This is a genomic window from Marinobacter shengliensis, from assembly GCF_030297115.1.
GTDB classification, from domain to species: Bacteria; Pseudomonadota; Gammaproteobacteria; order Pseudomonadales; family Oleiphilaceae; genus Marinobacter; species Marinobacter shengliensis.
This window is the reverse complement of record NZ_AP028062.1, coordinates 1,224,084-1,249,467: the sequence shown is the minus strand read 5'-3', so window position 1 is coordinate 1,249,467 and position 25,384 is coordinate 1,224,084. Positions and strand designations below refer to the sequence as shown.

Sequence of the window (25,384 nt, the reverse complement as noted above, 5' to 3'; positions counted from 1 at the left end):
GAATCGCCAAGCGCTTCAGGGCAATCACTGACAAGCCAGTGCGGGCCATTATCTATACCCACTCGCATCCAGACCATATCCATGGGGCGCCAGCTTTTATCAACAACGGCGACCCGGTCGAAATTTATGCTCACCACTCTCTGGAGAAAGCAGTCGACCAGACCGTGAGTGTACTCCAGCCCATCATCACCCAGCGTTCTTTTCGTATGTACGGCAGCCGGCTGCCCGATGCCGACCGAACCAATGTGGGTATCGGCCCCTTTGTGGATTTACAGGAACACAGCACCCTGCAGATTCTGCGACCGACTCAGACCTTTCAAGACGAGCTGAGCATTACCGTAGGCGGTGTGGAGATGATACTCAAGCACGCACCTGGCGAGACCGACGACCAGGTGGTGGTGTGGCTACCAAAACAGAAAGTGCTGCTGCCGGGCGACAACTTCTACCGCGCCTTTCCCAACCTCTACACCATTCGCGGCACCAGCTACCGCGACCCGAAAACCTGGGCTGACAGCCTGGAAATGATGAGGGATCTGGAGCCGGAATATTTGGTACCCGGCCACTCACGCCCGGTGACAGGCAAAGCGGAGATCCGCAAGCACCTGACCGACTACCGGGATGCTATTCGCTACGTTTATGATCAGACCATCCGAATGATGAATGCCGGCAAAACCCCTGATGAAATCGCTCATGAAATCCGTCTGCCACCCCGCCTGGCACGGTCCCCGTTCCTGCAGGAGTTTTATGGCAAACCGGAGTGGTCTGCCCGTATGGTCTTTGGCGGAACACTTGGCTGGTTCGATGGCAACCCCAGCAATCTGCACCCTACGCCACCCGGAGAAAAAGCCAAGCGCATGGCCCAACTGGCCGGCGGTGAAGATGCATTGATGACTGCTGTGGAGAAGGCTGCCAGTAACGAAGACCATCAATGGGTGCTGGAGCTGACGGACTATGTGCTGCGGCTGAGTCCGGAACACCAGGCCGCCACAGAGCATCGCATTCTCGCCTTGCATGCCCTGGCGTCAGCCGAAACCAATCCCGGAGCCCGCCATTACTACCTGACCTCCGCCGCCGAATTGGCGGGCGACATCATCCTGCCACTGATGGCGGTAACTCCCAACGATACGATGCTTGAAGGCATTCCCATCAGGGCCTTCTTCGACGGTATGAGTGTCAACCTTGAAGGTGAAGCCGCATGGGACATCTATCAATCCGTCGTGTTTGAGTTTCCCGACCTGGAGCAGAGCTTCACGCTCACGGTGAGAGGTGGCGCGTCAGAACTCCGGAAGGGCGTCTCGGAAGATGCCAGCATCCATGTGCGCATTGACAGCCTCGACTTCAAGCGGATGCTTGCCGGCATCCGCAACCCCGCATTGGCCATTCTGTCGGATTTTGAGTATGTCAAAGGGGGACGGATTGGCTTTACCCGGTTTATTCAGCTGTTTGAGCCGAATCTGGAAACCTGATTCAACGCAGAACAGTAACCACCAGGTCACCGCAGACAGAGGCAGGCACCATTTACCTGGAGCGTGGCGTAAAGTCAGTGATGATGCATCCCGGAATGGTCCATTGCCTTTTCTTTGCCGTCCAGGGGATGCACCTCCAGCTCTACGGCCATGCCCTCAGCACCGTCAAAAGCCAATTCCACAGGAATGAACTCACCCTCCGCCAATGGCTGGGTGAGCTGTTCCAACATCAGATGGTAGCTGTGAGGTTTCAACTCAACGGTCTCCCCGGCGGGAATCACCAGCCCGCCTTTGACAGGGCTCATGCGCATCACTCCGTCGTGCATGTGGGTTTCGTGGATCGACACGTTACCCGCCCGGGGTGATTGGGCACTGGTGAGGGTGACATCCTGATTGCCGTGATTACTAATGATCATGTAACCCACGCCCATGGGCGTGCCCGGGGGGGTTGGTCGGCTCCAGGGGTGCTCTATGTGAATGTCGCCCTGGCTGTAATCGTGAGCCAGGACAGGAGCAGCCAGTGTCGCGGCAGCCAACAGGAGGCCGACGTTGAATAAATGTGTGCGTTTCATGGGTACTAACTCTGTTGTTATGTGGTCTTGAAGTCTTTTCGAAGTAAGTGTTGCCATCACTTGCCGTGATGGCAAGTGTGTTTTAACCCGTTTTCATCAAATAGTGTTGGCTGGTCACGATGCGTTATTCAGGGCCTGGACCATCGCCCCCAGAAACCGCGAGGCTTCCCCGCCGGTTGCCGCCCGATGGTCGAAGGTAAGCGACAGCGGCAGGATGCGACGAATGGTCGCAGTGCCGTTATGTGGCACAACCTTATCCCGGATTCGCCCAGCCCCCACGATGGCCACTTGTGGCGGGCTGACAATAGGGTTGGCGTACTGGCCGGTCATAGTTCCGAAATTGGACAGGGTAATGGTGGCGCCCTGCATCTCTTTCGGCGGTATCTTGCGGGTGGCTACCGCCTCGCGCAGGTTCTCCAGGCCCTGGCGCAGGTCCTTCTGGCTACGATGGGTAATGTCCCGCAACACCGGCACAAACAGGCCGTCCGCAGTGTCTACGGCGATGCCCACATGCACCTCGTTCAGGAGTTGCCGGCTCAGGTTGTCGCCATCAAACCAGCAATTCAGTTCCGGCACAGCTTCGCAGGCCTTGCCGATGGCCTGCACCAGGCGCATGGTGATGTCGGTGCCCTTTTTCCAGTCACCGATATCCACGTCCTCAAAGATAGACACCGGCACTACCTGGGCGTGGGACAACGCCATGTTCTTGGCCATGGTGCGACGGGTGCCGCGCAGGGGGGCGGCGTCGCCCAGTTGTTTCTGGTGGCTGGCCTGTTTGTGCACGTCGTCAGTGGTGATCAGACCACCCGGGCCGCTGCCCTTGATGGATTCCAGGCCAACCCCCAGTCGTTCTGCCAGTGCACGCACTCCGGGTGTGGCGCGATTGGCCCGGGCCCGCTTGCTGGAAGGGGCCGCACCGACGATAAACTGATCTTGCTGCGCGCCGTTGCCATCGCCTTTTCCGGATGATTTCAGTTCCCCCACCACAGTGCCTGTGTCGTCACCCTCTCCTTCAAAAGCCAGCAAGGGTTCGCCGGTGTGAATGATGTCCCCGGGCTCGCCATAAAGTTTGGCAATGGTACCGGCCTGGGGCGACGGCACTTCAACGATGGCTTTGGCGGTTTCGACGCTGACCAGTACCTGGTCCACATCCACCGTGTCACCCACCTTGATGTGCCATTCGACGATTTCGGCTTCGGGGAGGCCTTCGCCCAGGTCTGGGAGTTTGAAGTTTTTCATGGTTATCCTCCTAGAGCGCGATCACCTGTTCGACGGCTTTAACGATGTCTTCTACCTGGGGCAGGTAGTACTGCTCGTTTCGGTAGTAAGGCATGATGGTGTCGTAACCGGTGACTCGCACCACCGGGGCCTGAAGGTCCAGGAAGGCGCCTTCGGCGATTGAAGCCGCTACTTCGGCACCAACACCGCCGTTGCGGCAGGCTTCGTGAACGATCACCGCACGGCCGGTTTTGGCCACCGAGCACAGCAGGGTTTCCCGGTCCAGGGGGCTGACGGTGGCGACGTCGATCACCTCGCAGCTGACGCCCTGCTCCGCCAGCTTGCCGGCAGCAAGCAAGGTTTCCTGCACACAGGCGCCCCAGGTGATGAGGGTGACGTCATCGCCTTCGCGCAGGGTGAAGCAAGTATCCAACGGTAGCGCCTCACCGTTGTCCTCCACGCTCTGGGTCACTGCCCGGTAGATACGCTTGGGCTCCAGAAAGATCACCGGGTCCGGATTGCGGATGGCCGCCAGCAAAAGGCCATACGCCCGTTGCGGGGAACTTGGAATGACCACTCGCAGGCCGGGGATGTGGGCAAACAGGGCTTCGGTGCTTTCCGAATGATGCTCGGGGGCATGGATACCGCCACCGAACGGTGCCCGAAACACCAGTGGGCAATGCAGGCGGCCGCGGGTGCGATTACGCATGCGGGCGGCGTGGCTGACAATCTGCTCCATACCAGCGTAGATAAAGCCCATAAACTGAAACTCCGCCACCGGCCTCAGACCCTGTGTGGCCATACCGATAGCCGTACCGGCAATCAGGTTTTCCGCCAGGGGTGTATCCATCACCCGCTTGAAGCCAAAGGCTTCTTTCAGGCCAACGGTGGCCCGGAACACGCCGCCATTGGTGGCGATATCTTCGCCCAGCACCACCACGTTAGCATCGTCTGCCATCGCCCGGTGCAAGGCCATATTGACGGCCTCCACCAGGGTCACGTCTCGGGTTTCAATGGATCGCTCTGCCCGGCTCATACGTCACCTCCCCGGTATTTGCTGGCGATCTGCTCACGCTGGGGGTGCAGCGCGGCGGGGAGGGTTTCAAACAGATAATCCAGCATCGCGGTGGGTGGCTCAGCCTCCATGGCCAGGTACTCTTCAACGGCCCGCTCAACCGTTTGCTTACATTCGGCCTGAAGGGATTTTTCTTTATCCGGGCTCCACAGGCCGCTGTCATGCAACCAGTTCTGCAGGCGTTTAACGCCGTCTTTCTCCCAGGCGCGCTTGAGATCTTCGGCGGTTCGGTAACGGGTGGCATCATCGGCGGTGGTGTGATCCCCCAGGCGATAGGTAACGGCTTCAATCACCGTCGCGCCCTTGCCGCCACGGGCCCGGCCCAGAGCTGTATCCAGAGCCTCAACCGTAGCGAAGTAGTCGTTACCATCGACAATGTGGCCCGGCAATCCGGCGCTGATGGCTTTCTGCGCGATGGTTTCCGCGCCGCTTTGCAGGCTGCGAGGTGTGGAAATCGCCCACTGGTTATTGATCACTACGAATACAACGGGCAAATGCCAGGCGCCAGCCAGATTGATACTCTCCAGAAAGTCGCCCTTGGAGGTGCCACCATCGCCAATACAGCACACCACGGCCCGATTCTCATCGCGAATCTTCATCGCCGCCGCCACGCCCACAGCATGGCAACACTGGGTGGCAATGGGCACCGAGATCGGCAAGTCTTCCGCGCAATTCTGCCAGGCGCTGCCACGCTCATCACCGCCCCAGTACAGCAGTAATTCCGTGAGACTGACGCCGCGAAGAAGATGGGCGGCCTGATCCCGATAATAGGGCACAAACACATCGGACTTCGCCATACCCTGGCCAATAGCTGTACCCACCACCTCATGCCCGAGCACAGACGGGTAGGTGCCGCACTTGCCGGTGCGTTGCAGGGCAATGGCTTTGGAATCGAAGGTGCGCGTCAGCACCATGTTGCGGTAGGCGGCCAGAACCCTGTCGGTGTTCCCGGCCTGGGGCGGCAACTCGCCCAGCGGTTTGCCGTGGTCATCCAGATAGCGGGTGCTATCCACATGGAATTCGTGGATTTGTCTCATCCCATCCTCCTGTCCCCCGGCCTCGCGATAGAAGCCTGGCTGCACAGAGAGCCTGCTTGTGGCGGGCGCCGGCAGCGTTTGGGGTGGTCGTCTTGTTGTTGGTGTGGGTTACACACCTGGGATCTTGATCAGGACATCTCTACCGATGTCCTGATTAAGTATTAGACAATAAAAACACGAAGGGCAAACTGCGAAAGGAAAGCCTCTGACTGGCTCAATCGTGCCAGTGTTCACCGGAATTCTTTCGGCTGAGCAACCAGTATGTGATACCCAGAGCCAGCGTGGTTGCGGCAATACCCAACAGGTACATCGGAGTAAGCGTATCGAAATCCAGAACAATGACCTTCCGGGAAATCGCCATCAATGCCGTGGCAACAACCAGCTGAACCGGAAACACATTGGTTCCCAAATAAAGCCGGATGTTGATGAAAATCTCCACCGCAATCAGCACCGCCATGAAGGCACCGAAGGTGAAGAAGATATCGTTGATATCCAACAGCAGAAAAGGTGGCGTCAGCAGGCGTGCGTAGATGATATACACCACATCACCCACACCCCACAGGATTACCGCCACCATCAACACCGCCAGCACGCGTATGGCAAAGCGGATAATCCGGTGCAACCCCCGAAAGAAAGGGTCGGGGAAATCAATCGGCAGCTCCTGATGAAGTTCATGCTTCCGGGCAGATTGCTCCGGCAAAACGTCCTTTTCTTTATCCACCATGGCACCGCTCCTGTGCTGCCGATGACGACGGGAATCAGGCTTTCTTCACAAACTCCGACTTGAGTTTCATAGCACCAACACCGTCAATCTTGCAATCAATATCGTGATCCCCATCCACCAGGCGAATGTTCTTGACCTTGGTGCCTACCTTAACCACCAGACTGGACCCTTTAACCTTCAAGTCCTTGATCACAGTGACCGTATCACCATCCTGAAGTTCATTACCGTTGGAATCCCGAACCACCTTACCGGCCTCGGCCTCAGCCTGTTCCGCCGCGCTCCACTCATGCCCGCACTCGGGGCAAACCAGCTGAACGCCGTCTTCATAGGTGTATTCAGAATTGCACTGGGGGCATGGGGGCAATTGAGACATTATCATTCCCTGTTAATTAAATGAGCACAGGATTATACCACTACCGCCCGGGAGACACTCTCGCAAGAACGGTCGGATTCTCCGACAGCGGCAACGCCAGAATCACCCCCTCACTGGAAGCCGGAAAAACCCCGGTCAGCGCCGTCACATTCACCTGATGCGACACCAAAATCACCGCCGCCCCCGGCTCAAGCTCATTCACCAACGCAATCGTTTGCCGCGTTTGGGTATCGCCATCACCTCGATTCCGAAAAAACGAATTCAACGCCGGCCACCCCGTCACCTCACCCATCTCCATTTCCCGAGCCGTATCCAGACACCGACACCACTGACTGGAAAACACCCTGGCCTCGGCAATACCCCGAGACTCCAGAAACGGCTTCCACGAACGCGCTTGCTCCCGCCCAACCGAATTGAGATTGCGCTGTGTGCTGCAATCCTCCAGATCAAACCCGCCGGGATCGCCGGTACCCGGCGCAAGAGCGTGACGCATCATCAGCACCGCCCGGCCCTCCGCGAGGGCAGTCCAGGCTTCGCTCTCGCCTGCCTCTGATTGCAGAGACAACAACGATAAGAGCATTAACAATCCCAAAATCAGAACGTTCATCGCGTTCCCTCATCTCTCGATTTAATTGCCAAACCGCGGAGGTATCCGAGCTGTCAGATCGGTGTCATTGGGGGCCGCTTTCCAAAAATTTCGAAGGCCATGGATGGCCTGAGAGAAGCGCACATGGATGTGCTCGTAGCGGTTTTTGGAAAGCGGCACCCAATGACACAGGCACCGGAACCCTAGACGGCATAGAGACAAATACGCGGCCCAAAACTAACAAGCTCAGCTGATGAACGGTTAAAATGCACCAACGACAAGCCAACAAAGGAACAACAAAATGCCAATCTGGGTCGACGCCGACGCCTGCCCCGTCCCCATCCGGGAAATTCTCTGCCGCGCCGCCACCCGCTGGCAAATCCAGACCACCTTCATCGCCAACCACGCCATCACCCTGCCGCCGAGCCCCTACATCAGCCGCCGCCAGGTACCCCAAGGCTTTGACGTCGCCGACAACGAAATCATGGACCAAATGACCAAAGGCGACCTGGTCATCACCCAGGATATCCCCCTGGCTGCTGAAGCCATCGAAAAAGGCGCCGACGTTTTTAACCCCAGAGGCCAGGCCTTCACCAAGGAAAACATCCGCCAGCGCCTGGCCATGAGAAACTTCATGGAAGAGATGCGCAACGCCGGGCAAGTCACCGGCGGGCCCGCCCCCTTCGGCCAGGCAGACCGCAAAGAATTCGCCGATCAACTGGACCGCTGGCTGCAACGCAACGGCCGAAGGTGATAATGATTCTATTTTAACTCAGTCAAAAATCCGCTAACCTTCCCGCCTTCAGTGAGATCAGCCACGGCGAGAAGGAAGCGGAACATGGCCACAAGCAGCCAACACACCAGCAGCTTTGCGGCACTCGGCCGCCTGTTGCGTTATGCCCGGGGTTATCGTCGGCGGATCATCGCCGCCACCACCTGCTCCGTCATCAACAAACTGTTTGATATTGCCCCCGAAATCCTGATTGGCGTGGCCATCGATGTGGTTGTGAACCAGGAACAGAGCTTTGTCGCCCGGCTTGGGTTTGAGACCGCCCAGCAACAGATCACCATCCTGGCGGTACTGACCTTTTTCATCTGGGCGGGCGAATCCCTGTTCGAATACCTGTACCAGATCCTCTGGCGCAATTTGGCCCAACGCCTGCAGTCGGATCTTCGGCAAGACGCCTATGAGCACGCCCAGCGTCTGGATATGAGCTTCTTTGAAGCTCGAAGCTCCGGGCAGCTGGTTGCCACCATGAATGACGACGTTAACCAGCTTGAGCGTTTTCTCGATGGGGGTGCCAACGCCATGATTCAGGTGGTGGTCACTGTGGTCGCGGTGGGTGCCGTGTTCTTTGTGTTGTCCCCGCTGATTGCCCTGCTGGCGTTTACACCGATCCCCCTGATTATCTGGGGCGCCTTCTATTTCCAGCGTAAAGCCGGGCCGCTGTACGCCGATGTGCGCGAGAAAGTTGGTGATTTGTCCAGCCGTCTTGCCAATAACCTCGGCGGTATTGCCACCATCAAAAGCTTTACCGCGGAACTGCGTGAAGCTCGCCGACTGAAACAGGCCAGCGAGGCCTATGTGGAGGCCAACCGGCAAGCCATCCGTATCAGTTCAGCGTTCATACCCGTGATTCGCATGGCCATTCTCGCCGGATTTCTGGCGACCTTTACAGTCGGTGGCATGATGGCATTGAACGGCGACCTCAACGTCGGTGCCTACGGCGTGCTGGTATTCCTGACCCAACGCCTGCTCTGGCCCCTGACGGGCCTCGCTGAGGTTATTGACCTGTTCGAGCGCGCCATGGCCAGCACCCGACGAATTCTCGATCTGCTGGCAGAACCGGTCAACGTTCGGGACCAGGCCGGCAAAGACCTTGAACAACCGGTTCAGGGCAGCGTGGCGTTTGACCAGGTGGGCTTTCACTATGCCAGTAGCGGTGCTGGTGTTAACGGCATCAGCCTGGAGGTACCCGCCGGCAATACCCTGGCCTTGGTGGGCGCAACCGGCTCTGGCAAATCAACCCTGATCAAACTGCTGTTGCGATTCTATGACCCCACCCACGGCGAGATCCGCCTGGATGGTCAGGCTATTCGGAACGTGAGCCTGAAATCCCTGCGGGACGCTATCGGTCTGGTCAGCCAGGATGTCTACCTGTTTGAAGGCAGCATTCGCGACAATCTGGCCTACGGTAAGCCCGACGCCACCGATGAAGAGATTATCGAAGCGGCCCGAACAGCAGAGGCCTGGTCGTTCATCAGCCAGTTACCCCAGGGCCTGGATACTCCGGTTGGCGAACGCGGGGTACGCCTCTCCGGCGGCCAGCGCCAAAGACTGTCTCTGGCCCGTGCGCTGCTGAAAGATCCTCCGGTTCTGGTACTCGATGAAGCCACCAGCGCCGTGGACAACGAAACCGAAGCGGCAATTCAGCGTTCGCTCCGGCGCATTGGCCACAACCGAACCGTGATCATGATCGCCCACCGATTGTCGACCATTGTTGACGCGGACAACATCGCGGTGATCGACGGAGGCCAGGTGGTCGAACAAGGCGACCACAAGACACTGCTGGCGCTAAACGGCGCCTACGCTGCGCAATGGCGCGTTCAAACCGGCCAGGTGAACAATGCTGACACCTGATATACATTGATAGTAATTCGCATTTAGATTATCCTGCCCGCCAAAGCCAAGGGAGAGTCTGAATGCCAGCGTTTTTTGAAGTCGACCAACTGGCGGTTCGCCTGGGTGACACCGCCATATTGCACAATGTCAGCCTGGCGTTTCAGGAAGGCGAGGTAACGGCGCTGCTCGGTCATAACGGCTCGGGCAAATCCACCTTGTTGAAGACCCTGGCCCGGCAGATATCGCCCTCCCACGGCGAAGTCCTGCTCCATGGCCAGTCTTTCCGGGCTACAGGTGCCCGAGCATTCGCAAGAACCGTGGGCTACCTGCCACAACATCCCCCGGCAACCGACGGACTCACAGTGAGAGAGCTGGTCGCACTCGGACGCTATCCCTGGCGCGGCCCCCTCGGCCGTTACACTGCCGGCGACCAGACACTGATTGATCAGGCCATCCATGACACCGGCCTGGCACGATTCGCTGGCCGCGCGGTCGACACCCTGTCGGGTGGCGAGCGGCAACGGGCCTGGATAGCCATGTTGCTGGCCCAGCAAACCCGCTGCCTGCTGTTGGATGAACCCATTTCAGCCCTGGATGTGAAGCACCAGGTGGAGACCCTGCGCCTTGTCCACCGCCTTGCCGAGGAGCGGGAACTGACCGTCATTGTGGTATTACACGATGTGGATCTCGCGGCCAGATTCTGCGACCGCCTCGTGGCCCTGAAGGCCGGACAGGTTGTGGCGGATGGAACGCCCAATGAGATCATGGACAGCGGCATATTGGAATCCATCTACGGCGTCGCCATGGGTGTAATGGAACGGGCGCCCGGCCAGTGGGTGTCTTATGTGCACTGAACAACGGGCTTACCGCCCACTGGCGTATCTCTGCTTACTTGCATTGATGATCAGCCAACCCGCGCACCCCGGAACCTGGAGCCACGAAAATGGCTCAATCACCCTGCCCCGGCCGCCTGAGCGCATCGTTGCCCTCAACTGGGCCGCAACCGAGGCGCTTTTGCTATTGGGGGTGACCCCGGTGGGCGTGGCAGACCGGGACGGCTATAGCGCCTGGGTCCAGGCCCCGGTATTACCCGGCGGCATTGCCAATGTTGGTACCCGGGTCGCTCCCAGCCTGGAAGCGATTGCCGAGCTGAAGCCAGACCTGATTGTCACCAGTGCCGAAATGGCGCCTGCGGCCGAATTACTGGAACGCATTGCCCCCACCTACGTCATCAGCGTCTACAAAGAGGGCTCCGCCCCCTTCGCCAAAGCCCGGGAAATGCTGACCACGCTTGGCGAGATGCTGAACCTCGAACACCAGGCCGAGGCTATCCTTACGGATATTGACCAAACTCTCGAGGAGCAACGCACCCGCCTGGCCGAGGCCGGCATGAATCAGCAGCCGGTGGCCCTGGTCAACTTTCTGGATGACTGACATGTTCGTATCTACGCGCACAACGGCCTATATCAGACCACCCTCAAAGCCTTGGGGCTGCGCAATGCATGGCCACACGAGGGTAACTATTGGGGGTTCTCTGTGGTTGGCCTGGAGGCCATTGCGCCCTACCACGACAGTCGTATCGTTGTCATTTCACCCACCCTGCCCGGGCTCTCGGATCACCTGGCAGGCAGTCCCTTCTGGACCTATCTGCCGCCCGTCAAGCGAAACCAGGTTTATCAAATTGAGCCGGTGTGGCCATTCGGCGGGGTGTACCCGGTAAAACGCCTGGCGATCTTGCTGGCTGATGCCCTGTTGGAGGGAGGCCGCAACAATGTTCGCTGACTCGGCACGCGTACCTGCAACCGCCCCGTCCCTCCCCAGAAGACTTCCGGTTGCCATTGCCCTGCTCTGGCTTGTCGCCCTGGCGGCCAGCTCCCTTCCCTGGCTGGGCCAGATGACACCAGGCGAGCTGTTCGCGGCGTTCTGGAGCTATACCGAAGATCATTACCCATCTGTGCTCGCTCACTACAGCTGGGCCCCCAGGGTCTCAATAGCCGTTCTGATCGGCTGCGGACTGGGCCTGGCAGGCGCTGTTACTCAGCAAATCCTTGGCAACCCCCTGGCCTCGCCCACCACGCTGGGCGTGGAAGCCGGCGGGCAGTTCGGGGTGACCATTGCCACCCTTTTTGTACCGGGTTTGCTGGCCTTCAGCCCCGACCTTGCCGCCGTGGCGGGTGGCCTTCTGGCCATTGGCCTGGTGATCGCGCTGACATGGCGCCTGGGCTTTTCACCGGTCACCGTCATTCTGGCGGGGCTGGTGATTACCTTCTTCCTCGGCGCCATGAACATGGCCTTTCTTCTGCTCAAAGGCGAATGGCTGGGCAACCTGTTTATCTGGGGTGCAGGCTCACTGGTCCAGAATAACTGGGAGCCCTTCCTGGAGTTGCTGCCGCGGGTACTGATTCTTGCGGTTGCCATGCTGATGTTGATGCGGCCACTGGCACTGCTGCAATTGGGGCAGGCTTCGGCTTCGGCACTCGGGGCCAAGGTTGCGCTGGTTCGGGGCGGCGCCCTGATTCTGGTAGTCCTGATGAGTTCCGTGGTGGTCAGCCGGGTAGGTGTGGTGGCATTCGTGGGGCTGGCCGCCCCGGTGCTGGCCAGGCTACTGGGCGCCCGCACGCTGGGTGAGAGACTGCTTTGGAGCACGGTCACCGGCGGCGGGCTCTTGCTGCTGGCAGACACCCTGGCGCACTGGGCAACAACTCTGGGTAACGGCTCCATTGTACCCACCGGCACCACCACCGCCCTGATCGGCGGCCCCATTATCCTGATGGCGTTGCAGGGCATTCGAAACACACACCATATGCCCGGCGCAGATTCGAGCCCGGCCGGGTTCATGCCCACCCGCAAGCCAACACTTCTGATCGCCGGCATTGTAATGGCGCTGCTGGTGCTGACCATCGCTGTGTCTATGGCTTGGTCGCCCGGCCTGAGTTCCTGGAACTGGACACCGGTTTCGAACTGGAGCGATGCCTGGGTGTGGCGTGGCCCCCGGCTGATGGCGGCCATTCTTGCCGGCATGGCTCTGGGCATGGCCGGCACCCTGATACAGCGCATGACCGGCAACCCCATGGGCAGCCCGGAATTACTGGGTATTAGCGGTGGTGCGGCTTTAGTGATGGTGGTCCTGGTGCTCACCGGCCTCGACATCGGCCGTGGCGGCCAACTGGTCGGAGCCACTGCGGGGGCCGCTGCTGCATTGGGCCTGTTGATTCTGCTGGCCCGCCGTCATCGCTTTGCCGGCAACCAACTGTTGTTGGGCGGGCTGGCGCTTTACGTCTTTATGGATGCCGGGTTGAGGCTGGTAATGGCTTCCGGGGGAACCGTTGCGTCGCGACTGCTGAACTGGATGTACGGCTCCACCTGGTTGGTGTCTGAACCGGAAGCCATTGGTTTGCTGGCACTTGTGCTGGGGCTTGGAGCACTGCTTTCGCTGGTTATACGACCGCTTACCCTTTTGCCTCTGGGGGATTCGGCCGCATCATCACTGGGGCTGCCGGTTGCGCGGGCCCGGCTTCTGCTCCTGCTTATGGCTTCGGTACTCACTGCAGCCGCCACCGTGGTGATCGGCCCGCTGAGCTTTGTTGGGCTGATCGCACCCCATCTTGCCAGGGTGCTGGGCCAGCAAACTGTGGGGCGTCAGCTTGTGGTTGCGGCGCTGGCAGGCGGATTGCTGCTGGCCATCGCCGATTATCTGGCGCGGGTCGTCGTGTTTCCCAACCAGTTGCCATCCGGGCTATTAGCGGCCCTGGTGGGCGGCCTGTACTTTCTCTGGGGATTGAGCCGCCATGGCCGTCACTGAGGTTTGTGGTGATCCCTGGCTGGCCAGTTATCGCCATCTGTTAACCGGACATGGCCTGAGCCCACAGAACACCCTGAACAGCGCACTGGCTCAAGACGCCGGGCAGCGCCCTGCGCTGTTTTCCCTGGCACAGGTTCTGGCTAAGCCGGAGCTGCTGGAAAATCAGCTGCTGGAGGATTATCCGGACGCGTGCCGCCCCAGGATGCACAAGGCCCGCGTGTCGGTGCTACACCAGAGCTTGGCTTTGCAGGTCATCGCCCCCCGGGTGCTACAGCTGTTCCGGGATGGAGTCTGCGCCCCCCTGAACCCCGATCGAATTTTCCTGTGCCCGCTGGAACTCGCTGACGCGCCGTCTCGCTGGGTTAACTTGAATGACGGCCAGACACCCCTGGCGCCCGGGGCATTTATTGAGATAACCGCTGATCAGATGCAGGCGTGGTATCCGGTCTTCCGGCAGTCTTTCGGGGTCAGTCCCGGCGCCTACTGGAGCAGTGTTGGCTTGGCACTGGGTGCACCATTTTCCGCGGTCTGGAATCAGGTGGACCCGGAAGCGCTCTGCGCCCTGGCCACCAGCTGGCTGGCCCGGTTTGAGTGTGAGGCAAACAGATACATCGACTGGATACCGGCTGAATTCAGCCAACAGCGCTGTGCACTGCCTCAACGGCGAGGCTGCTGCCTGAAGTACCTTTTACCCGACGGCGGATACTGCGGGACTTGCGGGATCTACCGTCGCGACCGCATGGGCAACGTCAGGGAATCAGCATCAGACAAGCCAGGGCCACCGACATAACACTGATGGCAGACACCGCAATTTTCAGCCCTTCCCGTACTTCATGCTCCATAGCCATACTTGCTCCCATTCCAATGGACAAACAATGGATCACCTGATCAGCCACAAACACCATTTGTAAACGATAACCTTTATCATTACAATCCGCGTTACAATTTTTACACCTGACCCCCAACCCATCAGAGGAATATCCAGGAATGCAGTTGCCCAATTCCACCAACAACAAGGAATACAAGCATCCGCCGCGCGGTTCGTGGACCGCAGGGCTCCTGACGCTAGCAGTGACAACCACACCGGTTCTGGCCCAGGAAACGCTTACTCCAATCGATGTCAGTGGCGAGCGTATTGAAGACCCATCTGCCCCAGTAGATGGGTATATTGCGACCTCTAGCCGGGCAGGAACGAAAACCAACACCCCGATTACCGAAATTCCACAGTCTATCTCTGTGGTTACAGCCGATCAGATGCAAGACCAGGGCGTTGCCAGTGTTCAGGAAGCCTTACGCTACACCGTGGGCGTAGGAGCCGAGCAGTTTGGTCTTGATAGCCGGGGCGACTGGCAGTCCGTGCGCGGCGGCGATCCAGTGATCTTCCTCGATGGCATGCAAAAGACTTTCGGTTTCTATCAGAGCCCTCGCACAGAGCCTTACCTGCTGGAACGCATTGAAGTCATTCGTGGGCCCTCTTCCGTGCTTTACGGCCAGGGCAACGTGGGGGGCCTGGTCAATCTCGCCACCAAACGCCCACAGGCAGAACAGTCTACCGAACTGAAACTGCAGGTAGGGAACCACTCCCGAAAGCAGGCGGCAGTCGATTCAACAGGGGCGCTTAATGAGGACGGCACGCTGCTTTATCGTTTTATTGCCCTAGGCCGTGATAGCGACACACAGGTCAACAAGGTTGAGGACAATCGAGTAGTCATCGCACCTTCGATCACCTGGCGCCCGACTGATCAGACCGAGTGGACTGTTATGGCGCTGCACCAGGAGGACCGTTCAGGCACCACCACACAGTTCCTGCCTATCGAAGGGACCCTGAAACCGTCACCATTTGGCCTGCCACAGATCCCCATCGATCTGTTCATCAGCGAACCAGATTTCGACCGCTACAACACTAAGGAAAACGCGGTGACATCGTTGTTAAGCCACCAGCTCAACAACGTTTGGACAGTGCGGCAAAGCCTCCGTTACTCGGAGACCGAGGTAGACTACCAGAGCATCTACCCTCAATTTACTCCTGCCCTCAAGGAGAACGGGGATATCGCTCGGGTCGCCTACGCCAACAAGCCAAACCTGGACACCCTGACCGCAGATCATCAGGCAGAGGCTTTGTTCTCAACGGGCAATGTGGATCACACGGTACTGCTTGGCTGGGATTACCAGCATGCGGTCAGCAGCAGCCGCCGAGCCTACAAGGCAGACATCGGCGACTTGAACGTGTTTAATCCGGTCTACGGAAACTATGACCGTTTGACCGAAAGTGATTTCAGTGACACGCCGGAAAATACCATCATCCAGAGTGGGTTCTACGCCCAGAATCAGATGACCATTAATGATCGCTGGATTGCCGTGCTGGGCCTTCGCCACGACAGCGCCCGCAACAAGACCGAGGGCGGCTCGGCCTTCACCGACGAGGAGGTCACCGGCAGGGCTGGCCTGATGTACAAGTTCAGCAACGGTATCACGCCTTTCATCAGCTACTCGGAATCCTTCAAACCGGTCACCGGTCTTGATGCTTTCAACAATCCGTTCGAGCCGTTAAAAGGTGAGCAGGTTGAAGTCGGCGTAAAGTATCAGCCGGCTGACTCCGCGAGCCTGTATACCGCTACGGTATACGATCTGCGCGAAAAGAACCGCCAGGCTCCTGACCCCGTGAATCCGAACAATCAGATTCAGAATGGCGAGACCAGCGCCCGTGGCATCGAATTGGAAGCAAAAGTGGACGTGAATGCCCACTGGGACCTGATCGCCAACTACGCCTACACCGATACCGAGGTTGAGGAGGGCAACAACAAAGGTGCCCGACTGCCAAGCATTCCCGCCCACACAGCATCGATCTGGAGCCAACATGACCTGCGTTCAGTTGGTATTCCGGGGCTTCGGGCCGGTGCCGGTGTGCGCTATGTCGGGTCAAGCTGGGATGGCACAGACCAACTCAAGACCCCCGCAGAAACCCTGCTGGACGCCATGATTGCCTACGGTCGTGACAACTGGGAACTGGCTTTGAACGTCAACAACCTGACCAATGAGACCTACTTCACGACCTGCTTGGCTCGGGGCGATTGTTTCATAGGCACCAAACGCACAGTAACGGGCACCTTGAGTTACCGTTTCTGAGTCCTTCCTGACGAACACAAAAAAGCCACCGCAAACCGGTGGCTTTTTTGTGTCGTACACTCTGGTATCGTCTAGATTACTCACTAGTCGTCGGCGTGGCACCGCTGACACTACCTTAGCTTGGAGGAGACCTCATGAACCGCTCGACTATCTTCATCGCCGCGGGCTTATCAGTACTGGCAGCGTCCCCAGTATGGTCTGACCAGACGTTCTCATCCAACAAAACCGATTTCCGGATAGAAACCGTCGCCCAGGGCCTTGAGCACCCCTGGAGCCTGGCTTTCCTGCCCGACGGCACCATGCTGGTCACCGAACGTGAGGGTCGGCTTCGCCAGATTGAAAACGGCAATCTTGTGCGAGAGCCGGTGAAGGGATTGCCGGAGCTGGTTGCCTCCGGCCAGGGCGGCCTTCTGGATGTGGTGCTGCACCCGCAGTTCACCGACAATCAGACCCTGTTTCTGAGTTACGCACACCGCAACAGTGACGGCATGACTACCCGGGTTGCCCGTGCCACCTACAACGGCGAAGCGCTTGAGAAGGTTGAAGTGATTTTTGAAGCTTTACCCCGCTCCAGCAATGGCAGGCACTTTGCGGGCAGGATGGTTTTTGACCGGAGCGGCCATCTCTACGTGGCCATCGGTGACCGGGGTGAAATGGACAGAGCCCAGGACAATCGGGACGATGCCGGTGGTGTTCATCGCATTTCCACCAACGGTGACGCAACTCCAGACAACCCTTTTATAGATGATTCCCGCACCAACAACACCTTCTACACCTACGGCAACCGCAACATCCAGGGCATGACCCTGCACCCGGACACCGGTGAAGTCTGGAGCCATGAACATGGCCCCCGGGGTGGTGACGAGATTAACATTATCAGGGCGGGGAATGACTACGGCTGGCCGAAGGTCACCTACGGCATCGACTACTCCGGCATCCCCATCTCAGACAAGACCACTATGGACGGTGTAACCGATCCACTGCACTACTGGGATCCGTCCATTGCCCCCTCTGGCATGGCATTTTATACCGGCGACCTTTTCCCCGAATGGCAGGGGGATTTGTTTGTCGGTGCCCTGAGGAGTCAAAAACTGGTGCGTCTGACCATTAACAACGAACAAGTGATTGAGGAAGAAGATCTGCTCACCAATCTCGGTGAGCGAATCCGGGATGTGCGCATGGGGCCGGATGGCGCCCTGTGGCTGCTGACCGATTCACGCCAGGGCAAGGTGTACCGGGTGGTGCCGGCCGAGTGATCAGTGCGGATCGTTGGTGCGTTCGGTTTTCTCGAACTGGGGCAGGTTGTCGGTGATATCAAACCAGTCAGACTTTGACCCCACGTAGACGTGCTGGGCCGCCTTTTTTCCCAGGGGTTCGTTGATCACGCCCACACGCAGTCTCAGGATACCGGGGATGGCGTCAACACGGCTGTATAGCTGACTGCCACAACGGGGGCAGAAAGCCCGGTATTTGCCGGGCCGGGATTCGAATTCACGCACTTGATCCTGTCCGGCAACATACCGGAAGCGCACCGTCTGAACCGGCACACTGGCTGAGAAAGCACTGCCGTGCGCCCGACGGCACTGGCTGCAATGGCACAGGGCAACCGGGCCAAGTGGGCCATCGTATTCAAACTGGATATCACCACAAAGGCATTGGCCGGTGTACATCACGCGCTCCCGATTCTGGCTCACAAACTATGGGCGCTGATCATACCGTGTCGGGCCCGGAATGCCACCCCGGGCCAGCCATTGCGTGACTCTCAGCCGCCGTACTGACTGTTCAGGTAAGCCATGATCCGGCCTGATTCAAACAGCTGCTGGCCAGTATTGGGGTCTTCCAGGTAAGGCACCTGAACACGGCCGTGTTGCTGAAAAAACGCATCCCGCTTGCCGCCCGGTATGGGCCTGTACTCGCCTGGCTTTAAACGTTGTTTGGCCGGGCCGATTTCGGTCCAGTGCTCCTTGCCCAGGTTATGCAGTGTGTAGGGAATCTCCAACTCGCACAATCTTTCCCGCACCAGACGCGAATACGGGCTACCCTCAAAACTCCAAAGGTGCAGCCCCTGCTCCGGGCGGCTACCAGAGGTGGCACGCAAGCCGCGCAGTTCACTGGCGGCCGATCCAATTGAATTTAAAGCTGGCTGCCAGGCTTTGGACTGATAGTAGCCGGGCACAGACCGACCGGCATACTGACTGAACAGGTACGCAACAATATCCTCAGATTCGTAGATCACCTTGCCGGTGTTGTGATCCACCAACAACGGAAACTGCTGTTTGCCGCCCAGGGCCTCGGCTTCCGGGCGGAAGAAACGGCCGCCTTTGGGGCAGGGTCGTATTTCCACATCCAGGTGCAGCGCGGTCAGCACTTCCCGCACACGGCGACAGTAGGGGCAGGCTTCCATATCATACAGAATGATAGGTTTCTCCGGCTGCGGAATAGCCTTGATCACCAGGCATCCACGCCAGGCAGCAAAGGAAGAGGTTGCCACGGATTCCAGTACGTTCACCTGATGTCTGATCGCTTTGAGCATATTGTTCCCTTTGTTCGTTGTATTCGGTTCACGGGCTCTGGGGCGGCATTGTCTCACAATCGCTGTCTGCCCCATTGGCCTGGGTGTCAGCAAGGTCCGGTCAAAGCTAACCCCATGATTCTGAAAGGCACTTACGTGCTGTCACAAAAACTCAATATAAACAACGACTCTACTGCCATTTTTTAACGTCATGTATAGCTTTTCTGCATAGTACAAAACCACGGGATGAGCTATTGTACAAAGAGAACATAACAACGGGCTGGTGTGATGCTGATTCAGGGTTTGCAGGCGAGGACCTGCGCTTCAAGGTGTGTAACCTCACCCAAGCGGCTGGTATTGGCCATTGCGGCTGCCTGCACCATGGCAAGCACGCCGGCCCTGGCCCAGGAAAGCAATACCGCTGCCGCAGCCTTTGCGGAATCCCGTCTCTGGGCCAGTCAGATCAAAGACTACGCAAACAAGTCCCTGAATAGCGAGCAGGCCCTCAGTGTTGCAGCCATTCCCCTTAACGGGCCGGGCATTGAGCAGTATGTGAACGCTGACGAACTGATGAGCCCTGGCTCCATCATGAAACTGGTCACCACCTACGCCGCTCTGGAATTGTTGGGCCCGACTCATCACTGGAATACCGACTTCCTGACCGACGGTACCATGGTTGGCGATACCCTGCAGGGCAACCTGTATGTGCGTTTCGGTGGCGACCCCAAACTCACCTTTGAGCGACTTTGGGGTACCCTTCGGGAACTGCGCAGCATGGGTATTAACCGGATTGAAGGCGATCTGGTTCTGGATGGCAGTTATTTTCGGGTGGATGGTGGTTTCCCTGCCTTTGAAGACAACGGCAACAATCCCCACGCGCCGTTTCTGGTGGAGCCCTCCGCTTACCTGACCAACCTTAACCTGTTGCATTTTCAGGTGCGCGCAGATGAACGGGGTACCCAGGCTTGGACTACGCCCGATCTTGGTGAAGTCACCATTGATAACCGGGTAACCGCCCTGCCGGAAGGCCCCTGCCCCGCTCGCAGCCGCTTTGACTGGAAACCGGTGTTCCATAACGATCACAGGGTAACCGTTCAGGTTACCGGCGAACTTCCGCAGGGTTGCCGGACCACAACCTATCTGTCTTTGCTGCCCCATGAGCGCTATTCCGCCTCCCTGATCCGTTCCGTGCTGTCTGAAATGGGCGTGATTGTCAGTGGCGGCGATCGCTTCGAGACTACACCGGATGAAGCACGCTTGGTTATGCGCACCACCTCACCAGACCTCGTAACCATGGTGCGGGACATCAACAAGTGGAGCAGTAACGTCATGGCCCGGCAAATGCTGCTGACCATTGGCGCCGAATTTCGCAAGGATGATGAACAGGATGACCGGGTGGCGGGCATCCGCGCCATATATGACTGGCTAGAAGGGCTTGGCATCAATACGGCGGGCATGGTGATTGATAATGGCGCAGGACTGACACGCCACGGCCGGATTACCGCGCGCCAGGGCGCCCAGATTTTGCAGCACGCCTGGAACAGTCCCTATTCTTCAGACTTGATGGCCTCCATGCCGATCATTGCGATGGATGGCACCATGTCCCGGCGCCTGAGAAATACCGGCATGGACGGCCAGGGCCGGATCAAAACCGGCTACCTTGAGCATGTGCGCTCCATCGCCGGCTTTACTCGTGATGACAGGAACACCACCTGGGCCATCGTCGGCATGGTCAATAACAACCCGGCATGGAATGGCCAGGCGGTGCTGGATCGCGTGCTTTACTCCCTGCATTTCCGGCCACCGGTCGGAACGTCCCTGTCCCAGTCACCGGCTGATGGCTCGGGGCCTTCCATCCAGTAAGGCACCGGCCAGTAAAAGCCTGAACCTACCGGGATACCCCGGCCATGTCAGGCAGCTTGTGCGCGATGCCCTTGTGGCAATCGATGCAGGTTTGCTCGCCGTCTGCCAATGCCGTTGAGTGCGCCTGGGACGCCCTTGGATCCTGCAGCGTGAAGTCCATCGAATCGAACTCATGGCAATTACGACACTCAAGGGAATCGTTGGCTTTCAGCCGCTGCCACTCCCGCTCCGCCAGCTCACGTCGCTTGGCCTCGAATTTCTCCGGGGTGTTGATGGAGCCAAATATCCAACCCCAGACTTCTTTCGAGGCTTCCATCTTTCGGCCAATCTTGTGAGTCCAGCCGTGGGGCACGTGGCAATCTGAACATTCGGCACGTACACCTGATCGGTTAGTGTAATGGATGGTTGTTTTCAGCTCCTGATACGGGTTGCTGTACATCTCATGACACCCTATGCAGAACTGCTCGGTGTTGGTCACTTCCAGCGCCGTGTTGAAACCACCCCAGAAGATGATCCCGGCAATAAAGCCGCTGAGCGTCAGGAAACCGAGGCTGTAGTGCACACTGGGCTTGCGCAACAGATTCCAGTAGAGCTTCAGCCGTTTCATCATCAGCGATCTCCTCTGTTGGAGGCACGGATCACTTCATCCACGGCTTTGAAATCTGACTCCACCAGCGGCTGGGCATCGGTTTGGGGCACATGGCACTGGGTACAGAAATAGCGCCCCGGCGTTACCTCAGCCCGCACCTGAAAGTGACGATCCATAAAGTGAGTCACGCTCACCATGGGCGCACCCGCCTGCACGGCTGCCTCGCGGCTGTGGCAATCCAGGCAACGGTTGAAGTTCTTGTCTACCTGATAGTCGCGGATGGCATGGGGAATCACCGGCGGTTGCTCCGGATAGTTACGCACTTCCCGTTTCACCTCTCTGGGATCACCGGCGATAGGCGGTGCGGGCAGATCTTGTCCGAGAGTTCCGCCTTTGCGCAGTCCATCCGGTGAAGAGGGTGACAAATGATCGCTCTCGGCATACGCCAGGAAGGCCAGGGAGGCGGCCAGAAAAAATACAAGCGTTCTCATGGTGACGTCTCCTCAAGCCAGGTTAACCAGTTCCAGACGGACAGCGCACTTCTTGAAGTCGGTCTGTTTGGAAATGGGGTCAGTTGCGTCCAGCGTGACCTTGTTGATCAGCTTTCCGGCATCAAAGAAAGGCACATACACCATGCCCTTGGGCATACGAACACGGCCACGGGTTTCCACCCGAACCCGGACTTCTCCCCGGCGGCTGATCACCTTCACCTCACTGCCGCGCCGCCAGCCCCTGTCACGGGCATCATCGGCGTTCATGTACAACAGCGCATCCGGTACTGCCTTGTGCAGCTCGGACACACGGCGGGTCATCGAACCAGTGTGCCAGTGCTCCAATACCCGGCCAGTGCACAGCCAGAACGGGTATTCGTCGTCCGGAGATTCCGCAGGCGGCTCATGGGGTACCGCGAAGATTCGTGCCCGGTTGTCCGGGTTGCCGTAAAACTGGAAACCACTGCCCTCCGCCACGTATGGGTCTGACCCTTCGCGATAGCGCCACAGGGTTTCCTTGCCGTCAACGACTGGCCATCTCAGGCCGCGGGTGGCGTGGTAGGTCTCGAAATCGGCCAGGTCTTTGCCTTTGCCGGCACCAAACTGGCGGTACTCCTCGAAAATGCCCTTCTGGATGTAGAAACCAAAGTCTTTCGACTCCTGGTTCTCATAATCCGGATGCAGGTCGTCCAGTGGATAACGGTCCACATTGCCGTTGCGGAATAGCACGTCAAACAGGGTTTTGTCCCGCGTTTCGGGTGCCTTGGCAATCAGATCCTCTGGCCACACATCGGCCACTTTGATTCGTTGAGACAGGGCCACGGTTTGCCAGAGGTCTGAGCGGGCGTCTCCTGGTGCGTTCACAAGCTGGCGCCAGAGCTGAGTCCGGCGCTCAGCGTTACCAAACGCCCCTTCTTTTTCAACCCAACCGGCGGCGGGCAGAATCAGGTCTGCGGCCTGCGCCGAAACCGTGGGATAAATGTCGGAGACAATGATAAAGGTGTCGGGATTACGCCAGCCCGGCAGGGTTTCCTGCATGGTATTGGGACCAGCCTGGATATTGTTGGTGACCTGGGTCCAGTACACCTTCAGTTTGCTGTCTTTCAGCATCCGGCTTTGCAGCACTGCGTGATAACCTGGCTTGGCCGGGATGGTGCCCTCCGGCAGTTTCCAGATTTTCTCGGCCTTGGCCCGATGCTCCGGATTAGCCACCACCATATCGGCTGGCAGGCGATGGGCGAAGGTGCCTACTTCACGGGCGGTACCGCAAGCGGAAGGCTGACCAGTCAGCGAGAACGGGCTGTTGCCCGGGGTGGCAATCTTGCCTGTCAGCAAGTGGATGTTATAGATCAGGTTGTTCACCCAAACGCCGCGGGTATGCTGGTTTACGCCCATGGTCCAGAAGGTGGTGACACGCTTGTCCGGATCAGCATATAGCTTTGCCAGGCGTTCGAGCCGTGTTTCAGAGACGCCGGAGATCTCGGCGGCCTTCTTCACATCGTACTCACGGACATGCCGGGCAAAATCCTCAAACGACATGTCTTCCCAGTCGTTGGCATTATTGGCGTTCTTGGCATTCTGCTCGCGCGGGTCTTCCGGCCTCAGACCGTAGCCAATGTCGTCTGCGCCACGCACAAACCGGGTATGTTTACTGACGAAATCCCGGTTCACCGCGTTGCTCTGGATGATGTAATTGGCAATGTAGTTCAGAATTGCCACATCGGCGTGGGGCTCCATCACCATCGGCAGGTCGGCCAGATCAAAGCAGCGATGTTCGTAGGTTGAGAGCACGGCCACTTCGGTACCGGGATGGGACAAGCGACGGTCCGTTACCCGAGTCCAGAGGATCGGGTGCATTTCCGCCATGTTGGCGCCCCAAAGCACGAAGGCATCAGCGCTTTCGATGTCGTCATAGACCCCCATCGGCTCATCGGATCCAAAGGTCCGCATGAAGCCTGCCACCGCCGATGCCATACAATGGCGGGCATTAGGATCGATATTGTTGGAGCGGAAGCCGGCCTTGAACAGCTTGCTCGCCGCGTAACCTTCCCAGATGGTCCACTGGCCGGAACCAAACATGCCAACGCTTTCCGGTCCGTGCTCCTTGATGGCACTGGTGAATTTTTCTGCCATCACATCCAGGGCTTCGTCCCAGCTGACCTCCTGAAAATCGCCCTCTTTGTGAAATTTACCGTCGCGTTTACGCAGCAAGGGCTTGGTCAGCCGGTCGCGACCGTACAGAATCTTCGACAGAAAGTAGCCCTTCACACAGTTCAGACCACGGTTCACTTCCGATTGCGTGTCGCCATGGGTCGCCACAATCTGGTTGTCCCTGGTTGCGACCATCACACTGCAACCGGTGCCACAAAAACGACAGGGCGCCTTGCTCCACTTGAGCTCAGTGAGCTCAGCATTCGTGATCAGATTACTGGCCGCCGCCGGTATCGACAGGCCGGCAGCAGATGCCGCCATGGCCAGCGCATTGGCTTTTGCGAATTCACGTCGTGTCAGGTTCATGACATTGCTTCCTGTTGTTCTGTTTCTGACTGTCCTGTAGCAATCAACTGTTGCCTCGCCTCTTCGGGCGACATCACTTCGTGGTAAACCAGAATGCATTCCAGAACGCCTGGCGCACTCTCAATCAACTCCATGGCACCGAGCAAATCCTGATGGCTACTACCCTCTGCCAGAACCACCAGTTTCCCAATCGGGTCTCGAGTGCCCTCCTCCAGGCCCGGCGTTTGCTCAAGCAGTTCAAGAACAGCATCCAGAGACTCCGGGCGCACGTGTACCAGAAAACTGGCAATGTGAATTTCGGCTTTCTGCGAATCAGGCATGGGCTGGCTCTCTCTGTTCCTGAGTAATCAGACTGATGGCATCTTCAGGGCACACGGCGACGCAGGCACCGCATCCGGTACACTCGTCTTCGGCAATCTCCGGGACGGCGACATGAGCAAGCCTGGGTGGAAATCGGATGGCCATTGGCTCGCAGGCGTCGCGGCAGGTCTGGCAATGGATATTGGCTTTGGCAAGGCAGTTATCCTGCACCTGGGCACGCCAGGGGAATGCCTCACGGGCCAGGTCAAACACCGGTTCCGGGCAGGACCTGGCGCATTCCCCACACAATGTGCAGCCTTCGCCGGTAAAGCGGATTTGCGGAAAACCGCCATCACCACGAAACAGCACCTCTTCCGGGCAGGCCTCAATGCAGCGATCGCAACGGGTGCACTGGTCAGTGATGGCCTGGCTTGTCCAGGGCGGTCGCCACTTCGACGCAACCGCTCTGCCGCCGCGCAGAAAAAGCCGGCGGGACTCGTTCACAGCCAT

The 25,384-nt window shown here is 58.4% G+C and carries 25 protein-coding genes; 11 read left to right on the top strand and 14 right to left on the bottom strand.

Annotated elements, in window-relative coordinates:
* Nucleotides 1-38 precede the first annotated feature (38 nt).
* Complete coding sequence (locus QUE75_RS05765; protein ID WP_286254262.1) at nucleotides 39-1,466, top strand: alkyl sulfatase dimerization domain-containing protein; 1,428 nt, start codon at nucleotides 39-41, stop codon at nucleotides 1,464-1,466.
* Between the two features lie 74 nt (nucleotides 1,467-1,540).
* On the opposite strand, the gene QUE75_RS05760 is transcribed toward QUE75_RS05765, so the two are convergent.
* The 7 genes from QUE75_RS05760 to QUE75_RS05730 all read right to left on the bottom strand — a co-directional run bounded on the left by QUE75_RS05760 (nucleotide 1,541) and on the right by QUE75_RS05730 (nucleotide 7,045).
* On the bottom strand, nucleotides 1,541-2,038 hold the full coding sequence (locus QUE75_RS05760) for a copper chaperone PCu(A)C (RefSeq protein ID WP_061333345.1): 498 nt from the start codon (nucleotides 2,036-2,038) through the stop codon (nucleotides 1,541-1,543).
* Between the two features lie 114 nt (nucleotides 2,039-2,152).
* Nucleotides 2,153-3,277, bottom strand: a complete 1,125-nt coding sequence (locus tag QUE75_RS05755; RefSeq protein WP_286254257.1) for a dihydrolipoamide acetyltransferase family protein — start codon at nucleotides 3,275-3,277, stop codon at nucleotides 2,153-2,155.
* A gap of 10 nt (nucleotides 3,278-3,287) precedes the next feature.
* Nucleotides 3,288-4,292: an alpha-ketoacid dehydrogenase subunit beta gene (locus QUE75_RS05750; RefSeq protein WP_286254255.1), complete on the bottom strand. Its 1,005-nt coding sequence runs from the start codon at nucleotides 4,290-4,292 to the stop codon at nucleotides 3,288-3,290.
* Nucleotides 4,289-5,368 carry a pyruvate dehydrogenase (acetyl-transferring) E1 component subunit alpha gene (gene pdhA / locus QUE75_RS05745; protein ID WP_286254253.1) on the bottom strand — a complete coding sequence of 360 codons (1,080 nt, stop codon included), beginning with the start codon at nucleotides 5,366-5,368 and terminating at the stop codon, nucleotides 4,289-4,291. The genes QUE75_RS05750 and pdhA overlap by 4 nt, the downstream gene beginning before the upstream one ends.
* A 214-nt stretch (nucleotides 5,369-5,582) precedes the next feature.
* Nucleotides 5,583-6,092, bottom strand: coding sequence for a phosphate-starvation-inducible PsiE family protein (locus tag QUE75_RS05740; protein ID WP_106693599.1), 510 nt, complete (start codon nucleotides 6,090-6,092; stop codon nucleotides 5,583-5,585).
* A gap of 34 nt (nucleotides 6,093-6,126) precedes the next feature.
* A complete protein-coding gene (locus QUE75_RS05735; protein ID WP_138437723.1) occupies nucleotides 6,127-6,465 on the bottom strand; it encodes a zinc ribbon domain-containing protein YjdM in 339 nt (112 codons plus the stop codon).
* Nucleotides 6,466-6,505: 40 nt separating this feature from the next.
* Nucleotides 6,506-7,045, bottom strand: a complete 540-nt coding sequence (locus QUE75_RS05730; protein WP_286255611.1) for a histidine phosphatase family protein — start codon at nucleotides 7,043-7,045, stop codon at nucleotides 6,506-6,508.
* A gap of 307 nt (nucleotides 7,046-7,352) precedes the next feature.
* Here QUE75_RS05730 and QUE75_RS05725 point away from each other — a divergent pair, with 307 nt between their 5' ends.
* The 9 genes from QUE75_RS05725 (at nucleotide 7,353) to QUE75_RS05685 (ending at nucleotide 17,858) form a co-directional block, all read left to right on the top strand.
* Nucleotides 7,353-7,805: a YaiI/YqxD family protein gene (locus QUE75_RS05725; RefSeq protein WP_106693594.1), complete on the top strand. Its 453-nt coding sequence runs from the start codon at nucleotides 7,353-7,355 to the stop codon at nucleotides 7,803-7,805.
* A gap of 84 nt (nucleotides 7,806-7,889) precedes the next feature.
* Nucleotides 7,890-9,692 (top strand): ABC transporter ATP-binding protein, encoded by a 1,803-nt coding sequence (locus QUE75_RS05720; RefSeq protein WP_286254250.1) that lies wholly within the window; start codon nucleotides 7,890-7,892, stop codon nucleotides 9,690-9,692.
* A 62-nt stretch (nucleotides 9,693-9,754) separates the two neighbouring features.
* Nucleotides 9,755-10,528, top strand: a complete 774-nt coding sequence (locus QUE75_RS05715; protein WP_106693593.1) for an ABC transporter ATP-binding protein — start codon at nucleotides 9,755-9,757, stop codon at nucleotides 10,526-10,528.
* Nucleotides 10,518-11,108, top strand: a complete 591-nt coding sequence (locus QUE75_RS05710; RefSeq protein WP_286254248.1) for an ABC transporter substrate-binding protein — start codon at nucleotides 10,518-10,520, stop codon at nucleotides 11,106-11,108. Before QUE75_RS05715 ends, QUE75_RS05710 begins: the two co-directional genes overlap by 11 nt.
* A 102-nt stretch (nucleotides 11,109-11,210) precedes the next feature.
* Nucleotides 11,211-11,456, top strand: a complete 246-nt coding sequence (locus tag QUE75_RS05705) for a TroA family protein (protein WP_286254247.1) — start codon at nucleotides 11,211-11,213, stop codon at nucleotides 11,454-11,456.
* On the top strand, nucleotides 11,446-13,476 hold the full coding sequence (gene fhuB, locus QUE75_RS05700) for a Fe(3+)-hydroxamate ABC transporter permease FhuB (RefSeq protein WP_286254245.1): 2,031 nt from the start codon (nucleotides 11,446-11,448) through the stop codon (nucleotides 13,474-13,476). Before QUE75_RS05705 ends, fhuB begins: the two co-directional genes overlap by 11 nt.
* Nucleotides 13,463-14,266, top strand: coding sequence for a (2Fe-2S)-binding protein (locus tag QUE75_RS05695; protein ID WP_286254244.1), 804 nt, complete (start codon nucleotides 13,463-13,465; stop codon nucleotides 14,264-14,266). Before fhuB ends, QUE75_RS05695 begins: the two co-directional genes overlap by 14 nt.
* A 197-nt stretch (nucleotides 14,267-14,463) precedes the next feature.
* Nucleotides 14,464-16,602 carry a TonB-dependent siderophore receptor gene (locus QUE75_RS05690; protein ID WP_106693587.1) on the top strand — a complete coding sequence of 713 codons (2,139 nt, stop codon included), beginning with the start codon at nucleotides 14,464-14,466 and terminating at the stop codon, nucleotides 16,600-16,602.
* Between the two features lie 134 nt (nucleotides 16,603-16,736).
* Complete coding sequence (locus QUE75_RS05685; RefSeq protein ID WP_286254242.1) at nucleotides 16,737-17,858, top strand: PQQ-dependent sugar dehydrogenase; 1,122 nt, start codon at nucleotides 16,737-16,739, stop codon at nucleotides 17,856-17,858.
* On the opposite strand, the gene QUE75_RS05680 is transcribed toward QUE75_RS05685, so the two are convergent.
* Entirely contained in the window at nucleotides 17,859-18,272 is a 414-nt protein-coding gene (locus QUE75_RS05680; RefSeq protein ID WP_061333361.1) for a GFA family protein, read from the bottom strand.
* A 92-nt stretch (nucleotides 18,273-18,364) separates the two neighbouring features.
* Nucleotides 18,365-19,135 carry a glutathione S-transferase N-terminal domain-containing protein gene (locus QUE75_RS05675; RefSeq protein ID WP_286254238.1) on the bottom strand — a complete coding sequence of 257 codons (771 nt, stop codon included), beginning with the start codon at nucleotides 19,133-19,135 and terminating at the stop codon, nucleotides 18,365-18,367.
* 267 nt (nucleotides 19,136-19,402) lie between these two features.
* On the opposite strand from QUE75_RS05675, the gene dacB reads away from it, so the two are divergent.
* Complete coding sequence (dacB, locus tag QUE75_RS05670; RefSeq protein ID WP_396631692.1) at nucleotides 19,403-20,977, top strand: D-alanyl-D-alanine carboxypeptidase/D-alanyl-D-alanine endopeptidase; 1,575 nt, start codon at nucleotides 19,403-19,405, stop codon at nucleotides 20,975-20,977.
* 25 nt (nucleotides 20,978-21,002) lie between these two features.
* On the opposite strand, the gene QUE75_RS05665 is transcribed toward dacB, so the two are convergent.
* From QUE75_RS05665 to napF, 5 genes are read right to left on the bottom strand one after another with little or no spacing between them, the layout of a single operon-like run.
* Nucleotides 21,003-21,587, bottom strand: a complete 585-nt coding sequence (locus QUE75_RS05665) for a NapC/NirT family cytochrome c (protein ID WP_072677850.1) — start codon at nucleotides 21,585-21,587, stop codon at nucleotides 21,003-21,005.
* Nucleotides 21,587-22,057 carry a nitrate reductase cytochrome c-type subunit gene (locus tag QUE75_RS05660; protein ID WP_058090636.1) on the bottom strand — a complete coding sequence of 157 codons (471 nt, stop codon included), beginning with the start codon at nucleotides 22,055-22,057 and terminating at the stop codon, nucleotides 21,587-21,589. The genes QUE75_RS05665 and QUE75_RS05660 overlap by 1 nt, the downstream gene beginning before the upstream one ends.
* Before the next feature lie 12 nt (nucleotides 22,058-22,069).
* The gene (gene napA, locus QUE75_RS05655; RefSeq protein WP_286254233.1) at nucleotides 22,070-24,574 is read right to left on the bottom strand and encodes a nitrate reductase catalytic subunit NapA; all 2,505 of its coding nucleotides are present in this window, start codon (nucleotides 24,572-24,574) and stop codon (nucleotides 22,070-22,072) included.
* The gene (locus tag QUE75_RS05650; protein WP_138437734.1) at nucleotides 24,571-24,894 is read right to left on the bottom strand and encodes a chaperone NapD; all 324 of its coding nucleotides are present in this window, start codon (nucleotides 24,892-24,894) and stop codon (nucleotides 24,571-24,573) included. Before QUE75_RS05650 ends, napA begins: the two co-directional genes overlap by 4 nt.
* Nucleotides 24,887-25,384 carry a ferredoxin-type protein NapF gene (gene napF, locus QUE75_RS05645; protein WP_286254230.1) on the bottom strand — a complete coding sequence of 166 codons (498 nt, stop codon included), beginning with the start codon at nucleotides 25,382-25,384 and terminating at the stop codon, nucleotides 24,887-24,889. Before napF ends, QUE75_RS05650 begins: the two co-directional genes overlap by 8 nt.